At 56.5% G+C, this 20,184-nt stretch carries 11 protein-coding genes, 1 tRNA gene and 1 pseudogene; 10 read left to right on the forward strand and 3 right to left on the reverse strand.

Annotated features, from left to right (window positions below; all coding sequences use genetic code 11):
• Positions 1–18: 18 nt before the first annotated feature.
• Genes ACGY09_RS20020 through ACGY09_RS20030 form a run of 3 tightly spaced genes read left to right on the forward strand, consistent with a single transcriptional unit; the run spans position 19 to position 2,281 of the window.
• Positions 19–921, forward strand: a complete 903-nt coding sequence (locus tag ACGY09_RS20020; RefSeq protein WP_397569151.1) for a dihydrodipicolinate synthase family protein — start codon at positions 19–21, stop codon at positions 919–921.
• Entirely contained in the window at positions 922–1,464 is a 543-nt protein-coding gene (locus ACGY09_RS20025; protein ID WP_397569152.1) for a macro domain-containing protein, read from the forward strand.
• A gap of 13 nt (positions 1,465–1,477) precedes the next feature.
• On the forward strand, positions 1,478–2,281 hold the full coding sequence (locus tag ACGY09_RS20030; RefSeq protein ID WP_397569153.1) for a rhomboid family intramembrane serine protease: 804 nt from the start codon (positions 1,478–1,480) through the stop codon (positions 2,279–2,281).
• 213 nt (positions 2,282–2,494) lie between these two features.
• Here the strand turns inward: ACGY09_RS20030 and lpdA are convergent, their stop codons facing one another.
• Positions 2,495–3,916 carry a dihydrolipoyl dehydrogenase gene (lpdA, locus tag ACGY09_RS20035; RefSeq protein ID WP_397569154.1) on the reverse strand — a complete coding sequence of 474 codons (1,422 nt, stop codon included), beginning with the start codon at positions 3,914–3,916 and terminating at the stop codon, positions 2,495–2,497.
• A 442-nt stretch (positions 3,917–4,358) separates the two neighbouring features.
• On the opposite strand from lpdA, the gene fba reads away from it, so the two are divergent.
• Both fba and ACGY09_RS20045 read left to right on the forward strand, forming a co-directional pair.
• Positions 4,359–5,378 carry a class II fructose-bisphosphate aldolase gene (fba, locus tag ACGY09_RS20040; protein ID WP_373653193.1) on the forward strand — a complete coding sequence of 340 codons (1,020 nt, stop codon included), beginning with the start codon at positions 4,359–4,361 and terminating at the stop codon, positions 5,376–5,378.
• A 569-nt stretch (positions 5,379–5,947) separates the two neighbouring features.
• Positions 5,948–7,633, forward strand: a complete 1,686-nt coding sequence (locus ACGY09_RS20045) for a GspE/PulE family protein (protein ID WP_397569155.1) — start codon at positions 5,948–5,950, stop codon at positions 7,631–7,633.
• Between the two features lie 92 nt (positions 7,634–7,725).
• On the opposite strand, the gene ACGY09_RS20050 is transcribed toward ACGY09_RS20045, so the two are convergent.
• Both ACGY09_RS20050 and ACGY09_RS20055 read right to left on the reverse strand, forming a co-directional pair.
• On the reverse strand, positions 7,726–10,368 hold the full coding sequence (locus ACGY09_RS20050; RefSeq protein ID WP_397569156.1) for a PSD1 and planctomycete cytochrome C domain-containing protein: 2,643 nt from the start codon (positions 10,366–10,368) through the stop codon (positions 7,726–7,728).
• 506 nt (positions 10,369–10,874) lie between these two features.
• Positions 10,875–11,870 carry an adenosine kinase gene (locus tag ACGY09_RS20055; RefSeq protein ID WP_397569157.1) on the reverse strand — a complete coding sequence of 332 codons (996 nt, stop codon included), beginning with the start codon at positions 11,868–11,870 and terminating at the stop codon, positions 10,875–10,877.
• Positions 11,871–12,341: 471 nt separating this feature from the next.
• Between ACGY09_RS20055 and ACGY09_RS20060 the strand changes: the two genes are divergently transcribed.
• The 5 genes and pseudogenes from ACGY09_RS20060 (at position 12,342) to ACGY09_RS20080 (ending at position 20,174) form a co-directional block, all read left to right on the forward strand.
• Positions 12,342–12,764: a secondary thiamine-phosphate synthase enzyme YjbQ gene (locus ACGY09_RS20060; protein ID WP_397569158.1), complete on the forward strand. Its 423-nt coding sequence runs from the start codon at positions 12,342–12,344 to the stop codon at positions 12,762–12,764.
• 607 nt (positions 12,765–13,371) lie between these two features.
• Positions 13,372–13,461: transfer RNA gene (locus tag ACGY09_RS20065), tRNA-Ser, on the forward strand.
• A gap of 2,489 nt (positions 13,462–15,950) precedes the next feature.
• Entirely contained in the window at positions 15,951–18,944 is a 2,994-nt protein-coding gene (locus ACGY09_RS20070) for a type I restriction endonuclease subunit R (RefSeq protein ID WP_397569159.1), read from the forward strand.
• Between the two features lie 30 nt (positions 18,945–18,974).
• Positions 18,975–19,424, forward strand: a pseudogene (locus ACGY09_RS20075) (restriction endonuclease subunit S); the annotation flags it as partial.
• Positions 19,425–19,430: 6 nt separating this feature from the next.
• Positions 19,431–20,174: a hypothetical protein gene (locus ACGY09_RS20080; RefSeq protein ID WP_397571893.1), complete on the forward strand. Its 744-nt coding sequence runs from the start codon at positions 19,431–19,433 to the stop codon at positions 20,172–20,174.
• Positions 20,175–20,184 lie beyond the last annotated feature (10 nt).

Genomic DNA, 20,184 nt, shown 5'->3' on the forward strand with positions numbered 1-20,184 from the left:
CTCAGAGCGAGGACTGCGATGAATGTCACGTGGCAGGGCGTCTTTCCGGCGGCAATTACACACTTTCATCGCGATCAGTCGCTCGACATTCCAAGTACTCTGAGGCATCTGGAGCAGATGATCGACGCGGGGATTCACGGCGTCGTGATGCTGGGGACCGTTGGCGAAAACTGTTCCCTGGAACGGCAGGAGAAACTTGATGTGCTCAAGGCGACTGTGGATCTGGTCCGCGGTCGCATTCCCGTTTTGACGGGTGTGGCGGAATATACGACGGCTTTTGCGTGTCGCTACGCTGCAGCAGCGAAAGAGGTTGGCGTCGACGGTCTGATGGTCTTGCCAGCCATGGTTTACAAATCGGACCCGCGCGAAACGATCACACACTTTCGGACGGTGGCCAACGCGACTGATCTGCCGATCATGGTCTACAACAATCCCCCGGTTTACGGGGTCGATATCACACCGACAATGTTTCTCGAACTGGCGGATGAACCGACGCTACAGGTCATTAAAGAGTCCTCCGATAATCCCCGCCGCATTACCGATCTCTACAATGTCTGTGGAGATCGATATATCCTGTTCGGCGGTGTGGATGACCTGATTCTCGAAAGCATCCTGCTCGGGGCCAAAGGTTGGGTTTCGGGGCTCGTCAATGCGTTTCCCCACGAGAACCGCCTGGTCTGGGATCTGGCGGTTTCGGGCCAGTGGGAAGCGGCCCGCGAGATCTACCGCTGGTACACACCTCTTTTGCATCTGGACACGCACGTCAAACTGGTGCAGTACATCAAATTAGCCGTGCAGGAATGCGGATACGGTTCAGAACTGACCCGTGCACCGCGGCTGCCCCTGGTTGGCTCAGAACGCGAAAACGTCATCGGAATAATCAGGCGCGCGATCGAATCGCGGCCGAAACGAGAATGCTAAATGAAAGTGCAGTTTGGTGTCTGTCGTGTGGAACTCCAGCAGGGAGATATCTCTCAACAAGTTGTCGATGCCGTTGTAAACGCCGCGAATCCTCAGTTGGCTGGAGGGGGAGGTGTTGACGGGGCGATCCACCGGGCGGCCGGTCCAACTGTTATGGCCGAAACGCAGGCCAGGTTCCCCCTTGGTTGCCCTCCGGGAGACGCGGTCCCCTCGGGACCCGGGCTGTTGCCCGCCAAGGTGATTCTCCACGCCGTGGGCCCTGTCTGGCGAGGAGGACAAAAGGGGGAAGTTGACCTGCTTCGCTCGTGCATTCGACGTTGTCTGGAATTGGCGGTGAAGCATTCATGTTCATCGATCGCGTTTCCCGCAATCAGTACCGGTGCATATCGTTTTCCAGTCGATCTCGCCGCCGAGAACTCGCTTGCCGAAGTCCGGTCATTCGTTACCGTACAATCATCACCGATGATGGTACGATTTGTGCTGTTCGATGGCGGCACCTACGGCGCCTTCGCCCGAGTTCTTGAATCTTATGTCGCCACATAATTAAGGTCGCTGCATGTTTCCCCTGTGGGACGATGTCCCTTCGTTGCGATTCCCCTTCGTCAGCTATGCGCTGATTGCTGCTTGTGTCGTTGCATTTTTCGTTCAGCTCACCGCACCGAACGGGGGCGAGCAGATCGTGCGGGAGTATGGGATGATCCCACTACGTGTTACTCATCCCAAGGCCCGTGAGATCATCGTCGAAACGCAATCGCAGTCGGGTCGACGGCAGCGCGAGGTTCTCGATCTTTCGTCTCCGATTTCGCCGCTGATGACGCTATTCACATGCATGTTTCTGCACGGTGGCTTGATGCACATCGTAGGGAATATGTGGTTCCTGTACATTTTTGGAGACAACGTCGAGGATCGATTCGGACATATTGGTTTTGCCGTAATGTACTTCGTCAGCGGTCTGGCCGCTGGCATCATGCACATCATGGCCGACTCCACATCCTATATACCGACCATTGGTGCCAGCGGTGCGATCGCGGGGGTGATGGGCTCGTATATGTGGCTCTACCCGCGCGCTTCGGTGATGTCGCTGATTCCGTTGGGCATCTTCTCGCGCCTGATGCCGATTCCAGCGCCGATTTTTCTGGGAATCTGGTTTGCATTCCAGGTTCTGTCCGGGTTTCAAACCGAAGCCGGTGGTGGGGGAGTCGCGTGGTGGGCTCACGTCGGTGGCTTCGTCGCGGGACTCGGTATGACCGCGGGGCTTTACTACATCGGTGGCTTGAATCCCCCTGTGCAACAAGTTCGATCCAGCACCTATCCACCATTCGGAGGCGATACACGTCGCTGGCAAAGTCGCCCCTGGTAACCCGGCGGACTTTCATGCTTGCCGCTTCTGACGTGGTCGTCCTCGCTGTGGGAACATCGACAGAGCAGGCTGCTTCGGACTCAGGCGACGCCGACAGAACGAAGCATCGGCAGCACTGGCCAGGCAAATGAAAACCGCCTGCTCTCGAGGGATCTCGACAGCAGGCGGCGTCTTTCTGAATGAACGTCACGCCGGAAGCGTTCGTGCATTCGTTTAGCGTTTTTTGGGCCGGTACGAGTGAGTCGCCTGGCCGTAGACGCTTTCAGCGGCTTCCATCAGGGTTTCGCTGAGTGTTGGATGAGCGTGAATCGTTTCGGCCAGATCACGGGCAACGGCGGCTGTTTCGACCGCGAGTGTTGCTTCAGCGATCATTTCGCCTGCTCCCACACCAACGATTCCGACGCCCAGAACACGTTCGGTCTTGGGGTCGACGATCATCTTCGTCAGGCCTTCGCTGCGGGCGAGCGTAATCGCGCGACCTGAAGCGGCCCACGGGAATTTGACCACTTTGACTTCGCGGTTTTTGGCGATCGCTTCAGGTTCGGTCAGACCACACCAGGCGACTTCCGGATCAGTGAAGACCACTGCTGGAATAGCGATGTTGTCAAACTCGGCCGGGCCGCCCAGCATGGCTTCGACGGCCACCTTGGCTTCACGCGTCGCTTTGTGGGCCAGCATTGGTTCGCCAGCAATGTCGCCGATCGCATAGATGTGATCGACGTTGGTTTTACGCTGACCGTCAACCTTGATGAAGCCCTTCTCGTCGACGGCAACGCCGGTATTTTCTAGTCCGAAGCCTTTGCTGTTCGGTCGACGGCCGATGGAGACCAGGACGCGATCGAACGTCTGTTCCGGCTTAACGCCTTCACCGGTCAGCTTGGCCGTGATCCCCGCTTTGGAGGCGGTCAGGCCATCGACTTTGGTGTTGAGATGGATTGCCGCGAACTGCGATTCCAGTCGCTTCTGCAGTGGGCGAACAAGTTCGCGATCGGCTCCTGGCAGCAGGTCTTTGGTCAGTTCGACAACAGTGACCTTCGAGCCCAGGGCGGAGTAGAACGTACCCATTTCCAGCCCGATGTAGCCACCACCGACGATCAGCAGCTTGCCAGGGATATCGGCCAGTTCCAGAGCTCCGGTTGAATCCATCACTCGCGGATCACCGATCTGGAACGCAGGAGGCATTGCTGGCGACGAGCCCGTGGCGATGATCGCCTTTTCGAACTTCAACTTGTCTGTTTTGCCGTCGGGGTATTTCAATTCAATGGTGTTGGCGTCGAGGAACGTTCCACGCGCACTGATCAGTTGGACTCCGCGGGCACGACAGAGTTCCCCCACGCCACCTGCCAGCTTGCCGACGACGGCGGAATTCTTCCATTCGCGCAGCTTCGGCAGATCGATTTTGGGAGGAACGAAGTTTACGCCGATGGCACTTGATTCGTGGCTTTCGTTGATCAGCTTGGCGACATGCAGCAGGGCTTTCGAGGGAATACATCCCCGATTCAAGCAAACGCCACCGGGGCGAACCCCTTCGTCAACGAGCGTCACTTGCATTCCATGATCTGCCGCTTCGAATGCGGCCGGATATCCGCCTGGTCCAGCACCAAGTACCAATAGTTGAGTCTGCAAATCCGCCATATTGTTATTTCAATCTCGAGGTCAATTTGGACGCAAATAAAAAAACAGTGCCGATGGCATCCCTGATTCGACACGACTCCGGGCACACCCTGCCGCGTCCCCGCGCCGGTCCCTGAATCTGCGAACTGACAGTCTAATGACTTTCGGGCCGTGAGGCACGTCAGTCAGGCGGCTTTCGCACCAGTTCCGATTTATGGGATAGACCCCCTTCGAACGGGGGGAAACGAGCAGATCACCCCTCGTGACGATTGTCGAGAGGTACGAGGGCAGGTTGTGCCGTTTATTTCGATTTTCGAATCAACGTCACTAACGTCAACGCCTGAAAATCGATATTCTACCGCTTGGAAACCCCGATCTCGATCATTTCCAGAGTCTGCCCACTGGGGGCAGGCCCGCTACGAGACAGGATGGGGGTTTCGCCGGTTTCAGGAGTTAGAAGACAATGCCTTTAGTTCCACTGCGCGTCGTGTTGGACCATGCTGCTGAAAACAGCTACGGCGTGGCCGCGTTCAATGTTAATAACATGGAACAGATCCAGTCGATCATGGAAGCTGCTCGGGAAACCGATTCCCCCGTGATCGTACAGGCGTCTCGCGGTGCCCGTGCATACTCTCAGGACAACTACCTGCGGCACCTGATGCTTGCCGCGTCTGAATTGTATCCCGAGATTCCCATTGTGATGCACCAGGACCACGGGAACAGTCCAGCGACGTGCTGCAGCGCCATCAAGTATGGCTTCACCTCCGTCATGATGGACGGCTCGCTGAAAGAAGACGGCAAAACACCTGCCGATTACGACTACAACGTCGCCGTCACCTCTGAAGTCGTCAAAGTGGCTCACATGTTCGGTGTCTCCGTCGAAGGAGAACTGGGCTGCCTGGGACGACTCGACACAGGGGAAGGGGAAGCCGAAGACGGACACGGTGCTTCGGGTCAACTTTCGCACGACCAGTTGCTCACCGATCCTGACGAGGCGGAACGATTTGTGAAGGCGACCAAGGTCGATGCGCTCGCCGTCGCCATCGGCACCAGTCACGGCGCTTACAAGTTCGACAAGAAGCCAGACGGCGAAGTGCTGGCAATGAAGCGAATTGAAGAGATTCACAAGAAGCTGCCAAACACTCACCTCGTGATGCACGGCAGTTCGTCTGTTCCTCAGGAACTGCAGGACATCATCAACAAGTTCGGCGGGAAGATGAAGCAGACCTTCGGCGTTCCCGTTGAAGAAATTCAGCGCGGAATCAAGAGTGGTGTCCGCAAGATCAATGTCGACACCGATTGCCGTATGGCCATCACCGGTGCCATTCGCCAACTCCTCGCCACCAGCCCTGAAAAATTCGACCCGCGCGACTATCTGAAGCCCGCTCGGGAAGCCATGAAGCAGGTCTGCGTGGCCCGTATGGTTTCATTCGGCCAGGCTGGCAACGCCAGCAAGCTGATCGCTTCAGGACGCTGCAAGTAATTGTTCGCCTGATAATGGCCAGTGCAAACTGCACTTCTCGACCTGGACGAACCTCGGTTCGTCCAGGTCGTTCTTGTTCTGTGCTCGCAACCCGTTCGTTCACGATGCCTTCCGAGAGCTCAGTCGATCGGGTGCCCAGCCCCCTTCGATAAGGTTGAGGCTGAAAATCGTCTCTACATGGTGGCCGCGGGGCGGTTGTCCGCAAGGGGGACAAGTGTAACCTGAAATGGGACTTAAACGTTTGGAAAGATCATCGACACACTGAGACAGATTGCCAAGAATAGCGGGTCGAGCCGATGTCACGGACTGGATTTGAATCCTGCCCCTGGAGAGATCATCATGTCCCTCTTACGGACGTTCTTCTGTGAGAGGATTTGAGGGACTCCACCGCAAGACTTCGTCGTTCTGTGTTTTGCATCCCGCCCGCTCGTATGAAAAGCTCTTTTCGCCCCCCATCGATACTTCCCCGAAAACCAGGCTACTCGATGAACCTTGGTGAGCTGTCATCATCTTCGCTGTGGTGCTGTCTGAACTGAGTTCTCGTCCCTCACAAGCGTTACCGTCGCACTATGGATATCGCCCAAACTCTGATTCGGCATAATCTCGTCACCCGGCCTCAGGTCGAAGCGGCTTTGCCTCAGGCGGCAGGGAAGCGTGTCGACCGCGTTCTTGTTGAGATGGGCGTCGTCAAGGAAGATGATGTCCTGCGAGCGTTCGCCGAAGAACTCGGGATGGATTTTGTGGAGGTCAAGCAAGAGTCCATCGACAAGGAACTGCTCATGCAGTTTCCGACGACGGCGGTGTTTCGTCATGCGTTGTTGCCGTTGGGGCGACGCAACGGAAGTGTCATCGTTGCCACCAGTGACCCTTTCAATCTGGAAGCCATTGAAGAGCTTTCGGCTGTCAGCGGATTCCATCTCGAACCGGTCCTCGCTCGACGACTCGATGTTATTGAACTCATCAAAGAGCATCTCGGGGTCGGGGGGGATACCCTGAACGAGCTGGTTGCTCAGCGGTCCGCCGAGGGGATCGAACTTCTCAGCGACCTGTCTACGGATGACTCTGATCTGGCCCAGCAGGCCGAAAATGCCTCCGTGATCAAACTGGTCAACGAGTTGCTTGTGGAAGCGCTCGAACAGCAGGCAAGCGATGTGCATATCGAACCGCAAGAGTACGGTTTGACGGTTCGTTACCGCGTGGACGGGCTGTTGCGCGTGCAACCCGTCCCCGAATCGATCTCGCACTTCTTCGCGGCGATCGTCACTCGTTTGAAGATCATGTCCAAACTGAACATCGCCGAGAAGCGAATTCCCCAGGATGGCCGAATCAAGCTGCGCATCTCTGGCCGCGAAATCGACGTTCGTGTTTCCATCATTCCGATGGTTCATGGAGAAGGGGTGGTCATGCGACTCCTCGACAAAGGACGCATGGTCTTCAATCTGAAGAATGTCGGTATGCCCGATCAGATGGCCCAGACCTTTCACGAACTGATCGGTCTCCCACACGGCATTATCCTCGTCACAGGTCCCACCGGTAGCGGTAAAACGTCGACACTCTACAGTGCGCTGAATGAGATCAAGGACCCCACGGTGAAAATCATCACGGTGGAAGACCCTGTCGAATATCAGAATCCGGGTATCAGCCAGATTCAGGTCCATTCAAAAGTCGGCCTGACATTCGCCGCTGGGCTTCGCAGCATCCTGCGTCACGACCCCGACGTGATTCTGATCGGGGAAATCCGAGACGGTGAAACGGCCGAAGCAGCGATTCAGGCCGCACTTACCGGACACCTTGTATTCAGCACGCTCCACACCAACGATGCACCGGGAGCATTTGCCCGTCTGATTGATATGGGCGTGGAACCCTATCTGGTCTCCAGCACCGTCGAAGGGGTGCTCGCCCAGCGACTGGTCCGCGTGCTGTGCAAACACTGCAAGGAACAATACCGACCCGATCCGGACGAGATTCCAGAGGACTTCCCCGTTCCCGCACCCGATTTCCTCTGGAAACCAATTGGCTGTCGCGAGTGCAAGGGAAGTGGGTACGCTGGCCGCCGGGCGATCTTTGAACTTCTTCGCACCGATCCTGAAATTGGAAAGCTTTGCATCAACCGGGCCAGTACCGCAGAGATGCGAGACTACGCTCTCAAAAAGGGGATGATATCCCTGCGTTTGTCCGGCTTCCAGCGCGTCCTGGACGGATCGACGACACTCGAAGAAGTCATGCGCATCACCAAGCGTGACATGATGGGCTGATCAGTACCGGACGAGGTCGGAGGCAATGGGGTTTCGCCCCGTTCCCGGGTCTCGCAAACTGTCGAATCAGGTGGACACCCGCCAGCATTTTCCTATTCGCGTGTAATGAATTCATCGAGGTTCAAGAGCACGCGTGAGACGGCTGTCCAGGCCGCAGCCTCCGTCAGCGATATCCCCGCGGGGGCCGGGTTGGGGGCAAATGCTTCGGCTGCCGGAATGTCCTGCGCGAAGCGATCCCGCTGCTCGTGTAGAAACCCTCGCAATCGAGCCAGTTCCTGCGAATTCGGCTCACGTCCCAGGGCGACCTGAACCGCGTGCATCAGTCGATCACTGTCGTCCCCGGCAGGTGCTTCCAGCAATCGAACGGCAAAACCCCGTGCGAACTCGAAAAACGTCTGGTCGTTAGCCAGCGTTAATGACTGCAGTGGCGTATTGGAACGGATTCGCCGCGTGCACGCGACATTCGGTTCCGGGAAGTCAAACGCGGCCATCGCGGGATAGATGCTGGAACGCCAGATGTGCGTGTAAAGCCCCTTTCGGAACCGATCGCGTCCGGTTGACGTCTTCCACGGCTTCTTGTCCTGAGTAAAATCAAAAACCCCTTCCGGCTGTGGCGGGTAAACCGGGGGACCACCCAGCTCTGTGGTGAGCAATCCGCTGACCGTCAATGCGGCATCGCGAATCATTTCGGCATCAACACGAATGCGTGACTGACGGGCCAATAACTTATTCAGCGGATCTTGCTCAATCAGATCACTACGGGAATGAGATGACTGACGGTAGGTCGCAGACAGAATCAGGCCTCTCAAGAACGCCTTGAGATCCCAGGCCCGGGGATCCGACGCAGCGACTTGTGGTGGGCTGGTGGCGTCTGCTGCATTGTCCCTGGCGGCTCCCGTCGACGTGGTGTCACGTCGAAGCTCTGCAGCCAGCCAGTCGAGCAACTCCGGATGAGTCGGTGGATCCCCCTGGATCCCGAAGTCATTCTCCGTTTCAACAATTCCCCGTCCAAAGATCCGCTGCCAGTACCTGTTGGCGATCACCCGGGGAGTGAGTGGATTTTCCGGTGCGGTAAGCCACTCGGCCAGTTCCAGGCGATTGGTGATTGATGCGAGTTCAGGACCTGGGGAAGCTGCTTGTGCAGCAGGCTGCTTGAGGACCGCGGGGATGGCCGGTTGCACCGGGGCACCCTTACGAAGGAAGTCTCCTCGGATCTGGATGTAGGTTTCACGCGGAGGATTGATCTCCCGTGTGATCATCGTGGTTGCGAACTGGGGAGCTGTCTGACGCAGGCGACCAATCTCATCCAGCTGTGGATACTTTGAGCGGGAGACTGGCAATCGCCGAAAGTAAGCGTCCAGATCCCGCTTATGCGTTTCCGACCGATCAACGGGGGGCAGATCCAAAGCGTTTTTCACGTTGAATGGCAACTTGGCCTTGTCTTCCTCCGTGAGTGTCTTTTCCCAGGCAGTCAGGTCATCCGCGATGGCAGAGGTCTGATCCTTCAGTTCCTGCTCCAGACGCTGGATTGTCTTTTGTATCGCTTTCCATCGCTCGGGCTCGCCGCTTCTGATCTGTTCTTTGGACGGAACATCGATCCGCGGCGCCGTCGGATCGCCAGCGTGGAACTCATTCGAGTTAAAGAACGCGTAGAGCTGATAGTATTCCCGCTGCGAAATCGGATCGTATTTGTGGTCATGACACTGTGCACAGCCGACCGTGAGTCCCAGGAAAACAGCCCCCGTGGTGTTGACCCGGTCTACGACCGCCTCAACACGAAACTGTTCTGGATCTGTGCCCCCTTCTTCATTAATGAGGGTGTTCCGGTGGAAACCGGTGGCGACAAGTTGCTCCAGCGTCGCATCAGGCAATAGGTCGCCGGCAATCTGCTCGATCACGAACTGCTTGAACGACAGGTTCTGGTTCAGGGCATCGATCACCCAGTCCCGGTATTTCCAGATGGTTCGAGGTTGATCGCGAGTGAATCCGTTGGAGTCGGCGTAGCGCGCCGAATCCAGCCAGTCGCGCGCCCAGCGCTCACCGAAATGAGGGGACGCCAGCAACCGGTCCACAAGCCGTTCGTAAGCGTCGGGAGACGAGTCACTCACGAATTCCTGCACGGTCTCGACCGAAGGGGGAAGTCCGAGCAGATCAAAATGGACCCGCCGCACGAGTGTTGTTTTGTCAGCAGCTTCAGAAGGAGTCAGCTCCTCCCGCAGCAGGCGATCCTGGATGAAATTGTCGATCCCATTGTGTCGGGCGAAAGGTGCTTCGACCGTCGGGGGGATCACTCGTCGGACTGGTTGAAACGCCCAGTGTCGACTTGTCTTCGCTACGGCCGGTTCCGTCACTTCATCCGCAGGAGAATGAGCACCCTGATCGATCCAGCGTCGCAGCATGGCAATATCGGCCTCGGCCAATTTGTCTCCATCCGGAGGCATCTGTAATGCCCCTTCGGTCCCTGTGATGGCATGGATGAGCAGGCTGCGAGCGGAATCTCCAGCGATGACTGCGGGGCCCGAATCGCCCCCCGTCGTGACTCCCTTCGCTGAGTCCAACCGCAGACTGGATTGCTGTGTTTCCTTCCCATGGCAGTCGGCACAAAGCTTCAGCAGAATCGGCTTGACCTGAGTGGCATAGTCAACGGCGGCGTCGTCGGCGTGAGCGACGATCGGGCATAGAGACGTGAGAACGGCACAGCAAAAAAGTGCGCTAACAAATCGTACGACCGGCATCAGCAATGCCTCGCAAACTCGATGGACCGAACTTGATCATCAGCAGTTCGTGAAATCGATGACCGCACAACGTTTTTAGACAACGGTGGTCGGGTGCCACCGTCGCAAAGCCATCGAAAACCTGTCGCTGCCGCTTCACGTTTGAATGAAAGTCGCCGGGAGGATCGAGGAGACTCCCGAATGGCCCTGCCATGAACGTGATAACGTATTAGTATGGTCCGTTGAATAGACCGGGTCAATTCCGAGACGGCACAGCGGCAAGTGGTGTTTGGGCCGACGAACCTGGAACAAGTGAATGTGACGTCCCTTCCGTGAAGTGGGTGGCGTTGTTCCTCGCACGTCCGGCGGCAGACCTGATCCGGTGGAGGCTCTTTTTCTCCCGAAGAGACGGGAGGCAAGAAAAACAGTACGTCCGGTTTGGACGAACTTCAGATCCGTTCGTCCAAACCGGGCGTGTTCCTGTCAGACCGCTTCAAAAATCGTCTCAGCGGCGACTCACAGTGCGATCAGATCCCTTCCAGCAATTTGGCGACGTCGGCTTTGGTGAACGGCTGCTGAAGGCGAGCACCCATCTGAGACACCACGCGTGCGGCGGCGTGAGATGCCAGGTGGCCCGCCTGCTTCCAGTTCAGACCGTTAGTGATGCCGTAGAGGATCCCTGCGGCATACATATCGCCTGCACCGGTCGTGTCGATCGCTTTCGTGGTGACCCCTTCGATCGGGATGACCTGGCCATCCTGCATCAACAGCGACCCATCGGCACCCAGGGTCAATGCCACGTCGGCGGCGTGGTGATGAATCACCTGAGCACAATCGACGGGATCCGTCTTGCCTGTCAGACTGCGCGCTTCCTCCAGATTGCAGAACAGCAGGTCAACTGAATCCTTGAGCAGGTGCAGGAACAGCTCGCGGTGCATCGAAATCAGGAAGGGATCGGAAACGGTGAAGGCGACTTTCACGCCGTTCTTCTTCGCCAGTTCGATTGCTCGCAGGGCCGCTTCCTTGGTGGTCTCTCCGGCGAAGAGATACCCTTCGATGTAGACATACTTCGACTTCTGAATTTCCGCTTCAGAAATGTCGTCGGCGCTCAGCGTGGCCGAAAGACCGAGGTGGGTCAGCATGGTTCGCTGTGCATCGTCTGTGATCAGCACGACGCACGCTCCGGTCTGTCCGGCCACCTGAGGAACTTCGATCGTGACTCCCAGGTTCCGCATGTCTTTCAGCCAGAACTCGCCGAGTTCATCCTGTCCGGTCTTGCCCGCATAGGCCGCCTTACCACCGAATTCGACCAGGCCCGCGATCGTGTTCGCCGCGGATCCCCCGGCACAGCGATTGATCTTGGCACCGCGAATCGATTCCAGAACTCGAGTCTGAGTCCCGTCGTCGACCAGCGTCATGATCCCCTTCGCGAATGCCAGTTTCTCAAGGGTTGAGTCTTCGATGCGAGCCTGAATATCGACCAGCGAATTGCCGACGCCGTAGACGTCATAAACCGTTGCCATGGAACTTACTTTCAAAAAATCATTCAAACTCGGGCGAAGGTGAAATTCGATCCAACTCTCGCGGTGGTTCCTGGGAAACACCGGCTCCTGAACTCGCGGAAAGGGTCGACCGAAGTGCGGACCGTTTTCAGACAATTTTCAGAACGAGGTTCTGCTCAAAAAGGGCGGCAGGGAAGGGGAGCACGTTCGCGCAATCGATGCCCGCTCTCCGCTTCATTTCGATCAAATCCATCAGAAAAATGATTTTTTACCAGACAGGGGAATGGCTCGCCACTCGCATCACCCTTAACCGCGGTACCATCCACCGACCGCTGAAACCCTGTTTCCAACCGCTCTGTGAGACCAGTGAGGGCTGTGAGAAGCTTCGTTCAAGGACTTTGCCGCGTGTGCTACGCTGCGAAAGATTCGTATCCAACACCTGGCCGGATCCGTTCAAACGGTTTCATCCGCTTCGCGTCCCGGAGGTTCCACATGAAGTCACTGACAGAGTATTTGTACTTTCAGATTCCAAACCGGATGGGCTTTCTCAACATCACCCCGACGGTTGAAAAACTCGTGGAAAAGAGTGGCGTCAAAGAAGGACTGCTGCTCTGCAACGCCATGCATATTACGGCATCCGTCTTTATCAATGACGATGAACCGGGCCTGCACCAGGACTATCAGAAGTGGCTGGAAGAACTCGCCCCGTTCGACCCCTCACCCGCTCGATACCACCACAATCGAACAGGTGAAGACAACGCTGACGCCCACATGAAGCGCCAGATTATGGGGCGGGAGGTGGTCGTCGCCATCACCAACGGCAAACTCGATTTCGGACCGTGGGAACAAATTTTCTACGGTGAATTCGATGGTCACAGGCCCAAGCGGGTGCTTGTCAAAGTGATCGGAGAATGAGACTGCTGGAGTTCTATTGCACGCTTACAGTCTGCTCGGAAGGGGCGTTGTCATGACAAGAGTGCGAACTCGAATCGCTGTCACAGGTTTCACAGAAGCTGAGGTCGATGTCGGTATACCCCATCTGTTCGAGGAATTTGGTCAGCGACCTTGGCTTTTTGCTTGCGACGCCAAATGGGTCGCGGAAAGGGCGAGGTTGGTGGTCACTGTCGAATCTGAAGGTAACACCTTGGAAGTTCAAGGTGGAACGACGGGAGCCATCTTAGACGAGGTTGGGGACTGTGTGATTGCGTGCCTGAGGTTCTCGTCGGACGGTATACAATTCGAGATCGAGGAGTCTAAGTTTGTCGGCATTGAAAGCGACCCGTCTCTGTTGAATCGAGAGTAACCTCAACCGGTTGGCGGCACGTCGAAGGACCGGAGCAACTTTACGACCTGCTGAGGATGTCAGGGGAGGATTGCGGGTTTCTACCGGTCACCGACGCGGTGAGCGGAATTCGGCAAAATCACGAGAAACGGGCAAATTTTCACTCATTTTTTGTCAGGTATCAACACGACTTGTTTTTCAGGATTCATTGGCTATAGTTTCGACTTCGATTGGTCAGCCGGAGAGGTGGCTGAGTGGCCGATAGCACCGCTTTGCTAAAGCGGCGTAGGGGTATTCCTCCTACCGAGGGTTCGAATCCCTCCCTCTCCGCATCAACCGTCGAGAAAACGTCTGTTTTCTCGACGGTTTTTTCATTGTCAGCTGGGCAAGTTTCATTTCTCGGATATGCAAGTTCTCTACCCACCGCGATGGCCGGACCTGCAACGGCCGGGGACAGTGATTGGGAGGGCAGAGAGTCCGCCGCGAGGCAGAGATCGGTCGCACCCGTCAGGCGATTCCAGAGCCCCACGAACGAGTTCGGGGAACGAGAACCAAATACATGGGCATCGAATCGCCCGGCCAGGATCGCGGCTGATCGTCTCTTGAAAATCCCGGCTGGCACGCTCTGCAGTGCTTGTCTCTATTTTTCGAAGAGGAGCCTGCGGTCCATCACCTCAAAATGCCACCCTCCGCAACCCTCTCGATGAGATCCGGAGGCAACTCCGTCTGTCCCGAATTGTCAAATAGCCGATGTGTCGTTTCGTTGTGCGTCTCAACTCGAAGCCGGGGCAGGTGGCCCTATTGGGCTTTAAGCGTTCCCTCCCTCACCCCAGCCTCACGGTCCGTTGGCCAGCCGTCGATTCAAGAACCTGGACTCGGTTCGCTTCGCGACCCTGTCCCTGCTTTTCAGTTCCCCCGTTTCCCAATGCTCCTGGCTCGTCGCTCCAGTACCGTTCATCCCCCGGCCGGCACAGGGAATCCGGTTGCGTGTCATCTCCGTGGCGAGTCATCGACGAGGACCGCCGTAAAAACTGGGATTCGCCCTTCCGTAATTCTGTGGCCAGCCGGGCCAGTCCCCTGAAAATCGCACAAACCATGATCCATTCAGCACTTGGGACTGGCCACCGACTGGCCAGGGGTTGGCCAGGCTGGCCAACCCGTTCCTGTCCTCGACAAACGTGCCTATCATCCGGCACTCTCAACGCTCCAGCATCGTCCTTCTGATGGAGCGTGTAAGTGTGCCGGAACCAACACAACGGCACCAAAGTCATTGACGCTTTCATTTGCGACACCTCATCTCTCCACTGACGCCGATCACAGATGACCTTGGCGGCCTGTCTCGAAGTCTGATCCGATTCCCACGAGTCACCCGACAGCGACCGTCAAAAAGACTTTTCAGCGTCAGTAGAACCCGTCGAATTCGCAACAATTCCACACAGACCCGTGCGCCTCACAACCCGATCCTCAGCCAAGTCTCGACCGCGACAACGCACATCGAGACGAATCACGCCAGCTATCAGGTCTCAGTCCACCACCCGAACGCTCGCTGAGCAGAACGCACGGGAGCCGCTGAGTCTCTTTCATCACGGTATTCCACCATCTGACAAGCCCCCTCGGGTTTGCTCACCTGTCCAACGAAGAATTCCCACACGAACAGTGTCAGCAACAAACCGCAATCCCGCGAGCCCAAACATCCAAACCTTTGGACTCCATCGCGCCCTGATAAACGCTCACCAGCAGGTAATCGGCCACTCCGGTGGTGAGCTGTCGGCGGAATGATCCCTCGATTATTCTCAACTCCAAGCAAAACCGTACTCCCCGACCTCGCGTCGGTAAGAAGCCGCCAAGCCCGAAAGAAAGCCGACGGGGACGTCGGCGATCCCGGGACCGCCGACGTCCCCGTCGGCACGAACGGATGTGGGGTTTCCAAACTGCTCGAACGTCGAAGGTCCAGTAGACAACCCGAACAGAGGAAGTTGAAATCCAGAACAGGACTATCGAACAAGTCGATCGCCAGGAAACTGCCGAAAGGTGTTTCAGCAGTTCAGAAATTGCCGGCACGATTCACTCAGGTTACGGCAGCCTGAAAACCCATGAGCGATCTGAATCGTTCCCATGTGTCGGGTCCGGGACCTCATCCCGCTCTCCAACGACTCCGTGTCGGTGGAAGCCACGACTGCTCAGCTAAGGAGCCGGGCCAAGTGACCGCACCCCTCTCCCCAACGACCCTGCGTCGGTGGAAGCCCCGACTGATCAGCTAAAGAGTCCGGCTTAAGTGACCTCATCCCGCTCTCCAACGACCCTGTGTCGTTTGAAGCCCCGACTGATCAGCTAAAGAGTCCGGTCAGCGACCTCATCCCGCTCTCCAACGCCCCTGCGTCGGTGGAAGCCACGACTGATCCGCTAAGGGAGTCGTGCCAGGTGATCTCATCCCGCTCTCCAACGACCCCGCGTCGGTGGAAGCCACGACTGCTCAACTAAAGAGTCCGGCCAAGTGATCTCATTCCGCTCTCCAACGACCCCGCGTCGGTGGAAGCCACGACTGATCAGCTAAGGAGTCCGGTCAGCGACCTGATCCCGCTCTCCAACGACCCTGTGTCTGTGGAAGCCATGACTGCTCAGCTAAAGAGTCCGGCTTAAGCGACCTCATCCTGCTCTCCAACGACCCTGTGTCGGTGGAAGCCACGACTGAGCTGCTAAAAGCCACTTTCCGCCAACCCCGCGTCGGTCATCAAGAAGACCGAACACTGGGGGAGCACTGAAGTTCCCTCCCGGTCCCGTTTCAAATTGAAGTTCTTCGGGCTACAGTGGCCGCCACTATGACCTCATCAGAACGACACTTGGAAGAACAGCTCATCGCACGGCTGGGCGAACTCAAATACGAGGTTCGCACCGACATTCGTGATCGGAGTGCGCTTGAGGCGAACTTCCGACAGAAGTTTCAGGCCCTTAACCGGGTTAAGCTGACGGATGGTGAATTTGATCAACTGCTCGATGAGATTGTCACCTCTGACGTTTACGCCGCCGCCAAAACCCTTCGCAGCATCAACAGTTTCACCCGCGAGGACGGAACTCCCCTCAACTACACACTGGTCAACATCAGGGACTGGTGCAAAAACTCCTACGAAGTGATCAGCCAGCTCAGGATCAACACCGACAACAGCCACCACCGTTATGACGTGATGCTGCTGATCAACGGCGTACCGTGCGTGCAGATTGAACTCAAGACCCTGGGGATCAACCCGCGAAAGGCGATGGAGCAGATCGTCGGCTACAAGAATGACCCCGGCAATGGCTACACACGGACGCTGCTCTGCTTCGTGCAACTTTTCCTCGTCAGCAACCGTGACAGCACCTACTACTTCGCGAACAATAACTCCCGTCACTTCGCCTTCGACGCCGAAGAGCGGTACCTGCCGATCTACCAGTATGCGACGGAAGACAACACCAAAATCTCACATTTCGACGACTTCGCCGAAAAGTTCCTCGCCAAGTGCACTCTCGGGCAAATGATCAGCCGCTATATGGTCCTCGTCGCCAGCGAGCAGAAGCTGCTGATGATGCGGCCATACCAGATCTACGCCGTGAAGCACATCGTCGACTGCATCGAGAAGAACAACGGCAACGGTTACGTCTGGCACACGACAGGAAGCGGCAAAACGCTCACTTCCTTCAAAGCCTCCACGCTGCTGAAAGACGATCCCACCATTGAAAAATGCCTGTTTGTCGTCGACCGGAAAGATCTCGACCGGCAGACCCGCGAGGAATTCAACCGCTTTCAGGAAGGGTGTGTCGAAGAGAATACCAATACCGAGTCACTCGTCCGTCGCCTGCTCTCCGACAACTACGCTGACAAAGTCATTGTCTGCACGATCCAGAAGCTCGGACTGGCACTCGACCCGACAAACCGGCGTAACTACATCGAACGTCTCTCCCCTTTGCGCGACAAGCGGATCGCATTCATCTTTGATGAGTGTCATCGGTCGCAGTTTGGCGACAATCACAAAGCGATCAAAGAGTTCTTTCCCAACGCCCAGCTTTTCGGGTTCACCGGGACACCGATCTTTGAAGAGAACGCGTCAGTTCGGCAGGTTACTGGCGAGGTCAAGCAGCTCCGCACGACAGAAGACCTGTTTCAGCAGCGCCTGCACCAATACACGATCACGCACGCGATTGAAGATCAGAACGTCCTGCGGTTCAACGTCGAATACTATAAACTGCCCGACGGAACGCTGCTCAAGCCGGGGGAAACGCTGGCCAAGCGTGCGGTCGTGGAAGCGATTCTGGCGAAACACGATGCGGCAACGTCCAACCGTCGTTTCAATGCCGTTCTGGCGACCTCCTCGATCAACGACGCGATTGATTACTGGTCCATGTTTGACAGTCTGCAGACGGGGAAAAAGATTGACGACCCTGATTTCAGGCCCCTGAACATCGCCTGTGTTTTTTCCCCTCCCGGTGATGTTAGTCCCGACGTGCGCCAGATTCAGGAAGATCTGATCCAGGAACGCTTCGACAACCAGGATGATCCCGACGGCAAAAAGAAGGCGCTCAAGCTGATCATCGAGACTTACAACGAAACCTATGGCACGAATCACTCGATCAACGAGTTTGACCTTTACTATCAGGACGTGCAGAAACGGATCAAGGATCAGCAGTTCTCCAACGCCGACCTGCCGAAGAAGGGGCGTGAAAAGATCGATGTCACGATCGTCGTGGATATGCTGCTGACCGGTTTCGACAGCAAGTACCTCAACACGCTGTACGTTGACAAGAACCTCAAGTACCACGGCCTGATTCAGGCGTTCAGCCGCACGAACCGCGTTCTCAACGCAAGTAAACCTTACGGTCACATCCTCGATTTCCGTGGCCAGCACGCGAACGTGGATGAAGCGATTCAGATGTTCTCCGGTGCCACCGCAGAGCAGGCCCGCAAGATCTGGCTGGTCGACAAGGCTCCGAAGGTCATCGAGAAACTGAAAGAGGCGGTTCAAAGTCTGGCGGACTTCATGTCCTCTCAGGGACTCGAAACGAAACCGGAAGCGGTTGCCAATCTGAAAGGGGATGACGCCCGGGTCGCCTTTGTGAAGCAATTCAAGGAAGTTCAGCGGCTGCAGACCCAGCTCGACCAGTACACCGACCTTACTGATGAAGAAAAACAGACGATCGAACAGACCCTTCCCAGGGAGACGCTGAAAGGCTTCCGTGGAAAATACCTGGAAACCGCTCAGCGTCTGCGTGAACAACAGAATAAGCCCGGCAGCAAGGATGATGCTCCGAAGCCTGCGGAGCTTGACCAGCTCGATTTCGAGTTCGTCCTGTTCGCATCGGCGATGATCGACTACGACTACATCATGGGGCTGATCTCGCGCTTCACCGGGCAGGACCCGAAGAAGGCGAAGATGAGTCGCGAGCAGCTCATTGGGCTGATCGCGTCTGACGCGAAGTTCATGGACGAGCGGGAAGCGATCACCGAATACGTCCGTTCGCTGGAGGCGGGGAAGCCGCTGGATGAGAACGCCGTTCGTGAAGGTTACCGGCAGTTCAAGGCGGAACGGGACGCCCGGGAGTTGGCAGCGACGGCCGACAGTCACGGCCTGAGCTACGAGGCGTTGCAGGCGTTCGTCGATCAGATCCTGCAGCCCCCCATGATCTTCGACGCCGAGCGACTCAACGACCTTCTCGAACCGCTCGACCTCGGCTGGCGCGAACGCGCGGAAAAGGAACAGGCCCTGATGACCGATCTTGTTCCTCTGCTCAAGAAGCGTGCTGCCGGAAGAGAGATCTCCGGCATCAGCGCGTACGAGGGGTGAAACGTGGCAAAGAAGGACGATCAAACGAAAGTGCTGACACCGAGATTGCGTTTTCCGGAGTTCCGGGACAAGCCGGGGTGGACGGGCACGTTACTTGGCAACGTCTGTCGGCCCCAGCAGTGGCCGACGCTTACTTTCGCCAATTTGCGCGACCACGGTTTCCCTGTTTACGGCGCAAATGGATTGATCGGTCACCACGATACCTTTAACCACGAATTCGAGACTGTGGCGGTAACTTGCCGTGGGTCGACCTGCGGTGAAGTACTGTTAATCCCGGCAAAGAGTTACATAACGGGCAACTCAATGTGTCTGGATGAGATCGATTCGACGGCAACGTCGCATCGATTTCTCTATCACTATCTGAAACACAGAGGTTTCTCGGACGTTATTTCCGGATCAGCCCAGCCTCAGATCATTGGGAGTGCGATAAGGAAAGTTAGATTCGCGATTCCAAGTTTCGTCGAGCAGAGAAAGATTGCGGCGTGTTTGACGTCGTTGGATGAGTGGATTGCCGCCGAAGAGCGAAAGCTGGAAACGCTGCGGTCCCACAAGAAAGGGCTGATGCAGCAACTCTTCCCCCAAGAAGGCGAATCCCGCCCCCGACTGCGTTTTCCCGAGTTCCGCGATGAAGGGGAATGGGAGACAAAGCGAGTCGATAACCGAGGAGAAGTACTCGCGGGAAAGGCATTGGCGGCCACTGCGCCTGGTTTGCCGCGACCTTATCTGCGTACAAAAAACGTCTTGGACGGCGAGATCGATTTGTCAGATGTGCTCACGATGCCAATGACTGACTCTGAATTCGCCAGGTTTGAAATTCTAGATGGGGACGTTCTGTTGAACGAAGGCCAATCATTAGAACTTGTGGGCCGTACGTCGATCTATCGCGGTCAGTTCCAACAACGCTGCGCGATGCAGAATCAGCTACTTCGCTTTCGAGCTTTCCCGTCTACTTGTCCCGACTTCGCTGCACAAGCATTTAGGCAATGCCAGAAGGACGGAACATTCGCGAGCATTTCAACCAAAACAACCTCAGTCGCACATCTAGGCAGTTCAAGGTTCAGTTCGCTTGCGTTGACTTGGCCTCCCACCCTTGTCGAGCAGCAGCGAATCGCCGCGTGTCTCTGCTCGCTAGACGTCTTGATTGATTCCGTATCACAAAAGCGGAACAGCCTGCGAACACACAAAAAGGGCCTGATGCAGCAACTGTTACCGTCATCGGAGGGGGCCTGAGCGGATGTTC

The sequence above is a fragment of the Schlesneria sphaerica genome (assembly GCF_044336245.1).
Taxonomy (GTDB): Bacteria; Planctomycetota; Planctomycetia; order Planctomycetales; family Planctomycetaceae; genus Schlesneria; species Schlesneria sphaerica.

Excerpts from the sequence above, each read along its gene's own strand:
- ACGY09_RS20070 (WP_397569159.1), top strand. The coding sequence starts at position 15,951 with ATGACCTCATCAGAACGACACTTGGAAGAACAGCTCATCGCACGGCTG.
- ACGY09_RS20060 (WP_397569158.1), top strand. The coding sequence starts at position 12,342 with ATGAAGTCACTGACAGAGTATTTGTACTTTCAGATTCCAAACCGGATG.
- ACGY09_RS20055 (WP_397569157.1), bottom strand. The coding sequence starts at position 11,870 with ATGGCAACGGTTTATGACGTCTACGGCGTCGGCAATTCGCTGGTCGAT.
- fba (WP_373653193.1), top strand. The coding sequence starts at position 4,359 with ATGCCTTTAGTTCCACTGCGCGTCGTGTTGGACCATGCTGCTGAAAAC.
- lpdA (WP_397569154.1), bottom strand. The coding sequence starts at position 3,916 with ATGGCGGATTTGCAGACTCAACTATTGGTACTTGGTGCTGGACCAGGC.
- ACGY09_RS20030 (WP_397569153.1), top strand. The coding sequence starts at position 1,478 with ATGTTTCCCCTGTGGGACGATGTCCCTTCGTTGCGATTCCCCTTCGTC.
- ACGY09_RS20025 (WP_397569152.1), top strand. The coding sequence starts at position 922 with ATGAAAGTGCAGTTTGGTGTCTGTCGTGTGGAACTCCAGCAGGGAGAT.
- ACGY09_RS20050 (WP_397569156.1), bottom strand. The coding sequence starts at position 10,368 with ATGCCGGTCGTACGATTTGTTAGCGCACTTTTTTGCTGTGCCGTTCTC.
- ACGY09_RS20045 (WP_397569155.1), top strand. The coding sequence starts at position 5,948 with ATGGATATCGCCCAAACTCTGATTCGGCATAATCTCGTCACCCGGCCT.
- ACGY09_RS20020 (WP_397569151.1), top strand. The coding sequence starts at position 19 with ATGAATGTCACGTGGCAGGGCGTCTTTCCGGCGGCAATTACACACTTT.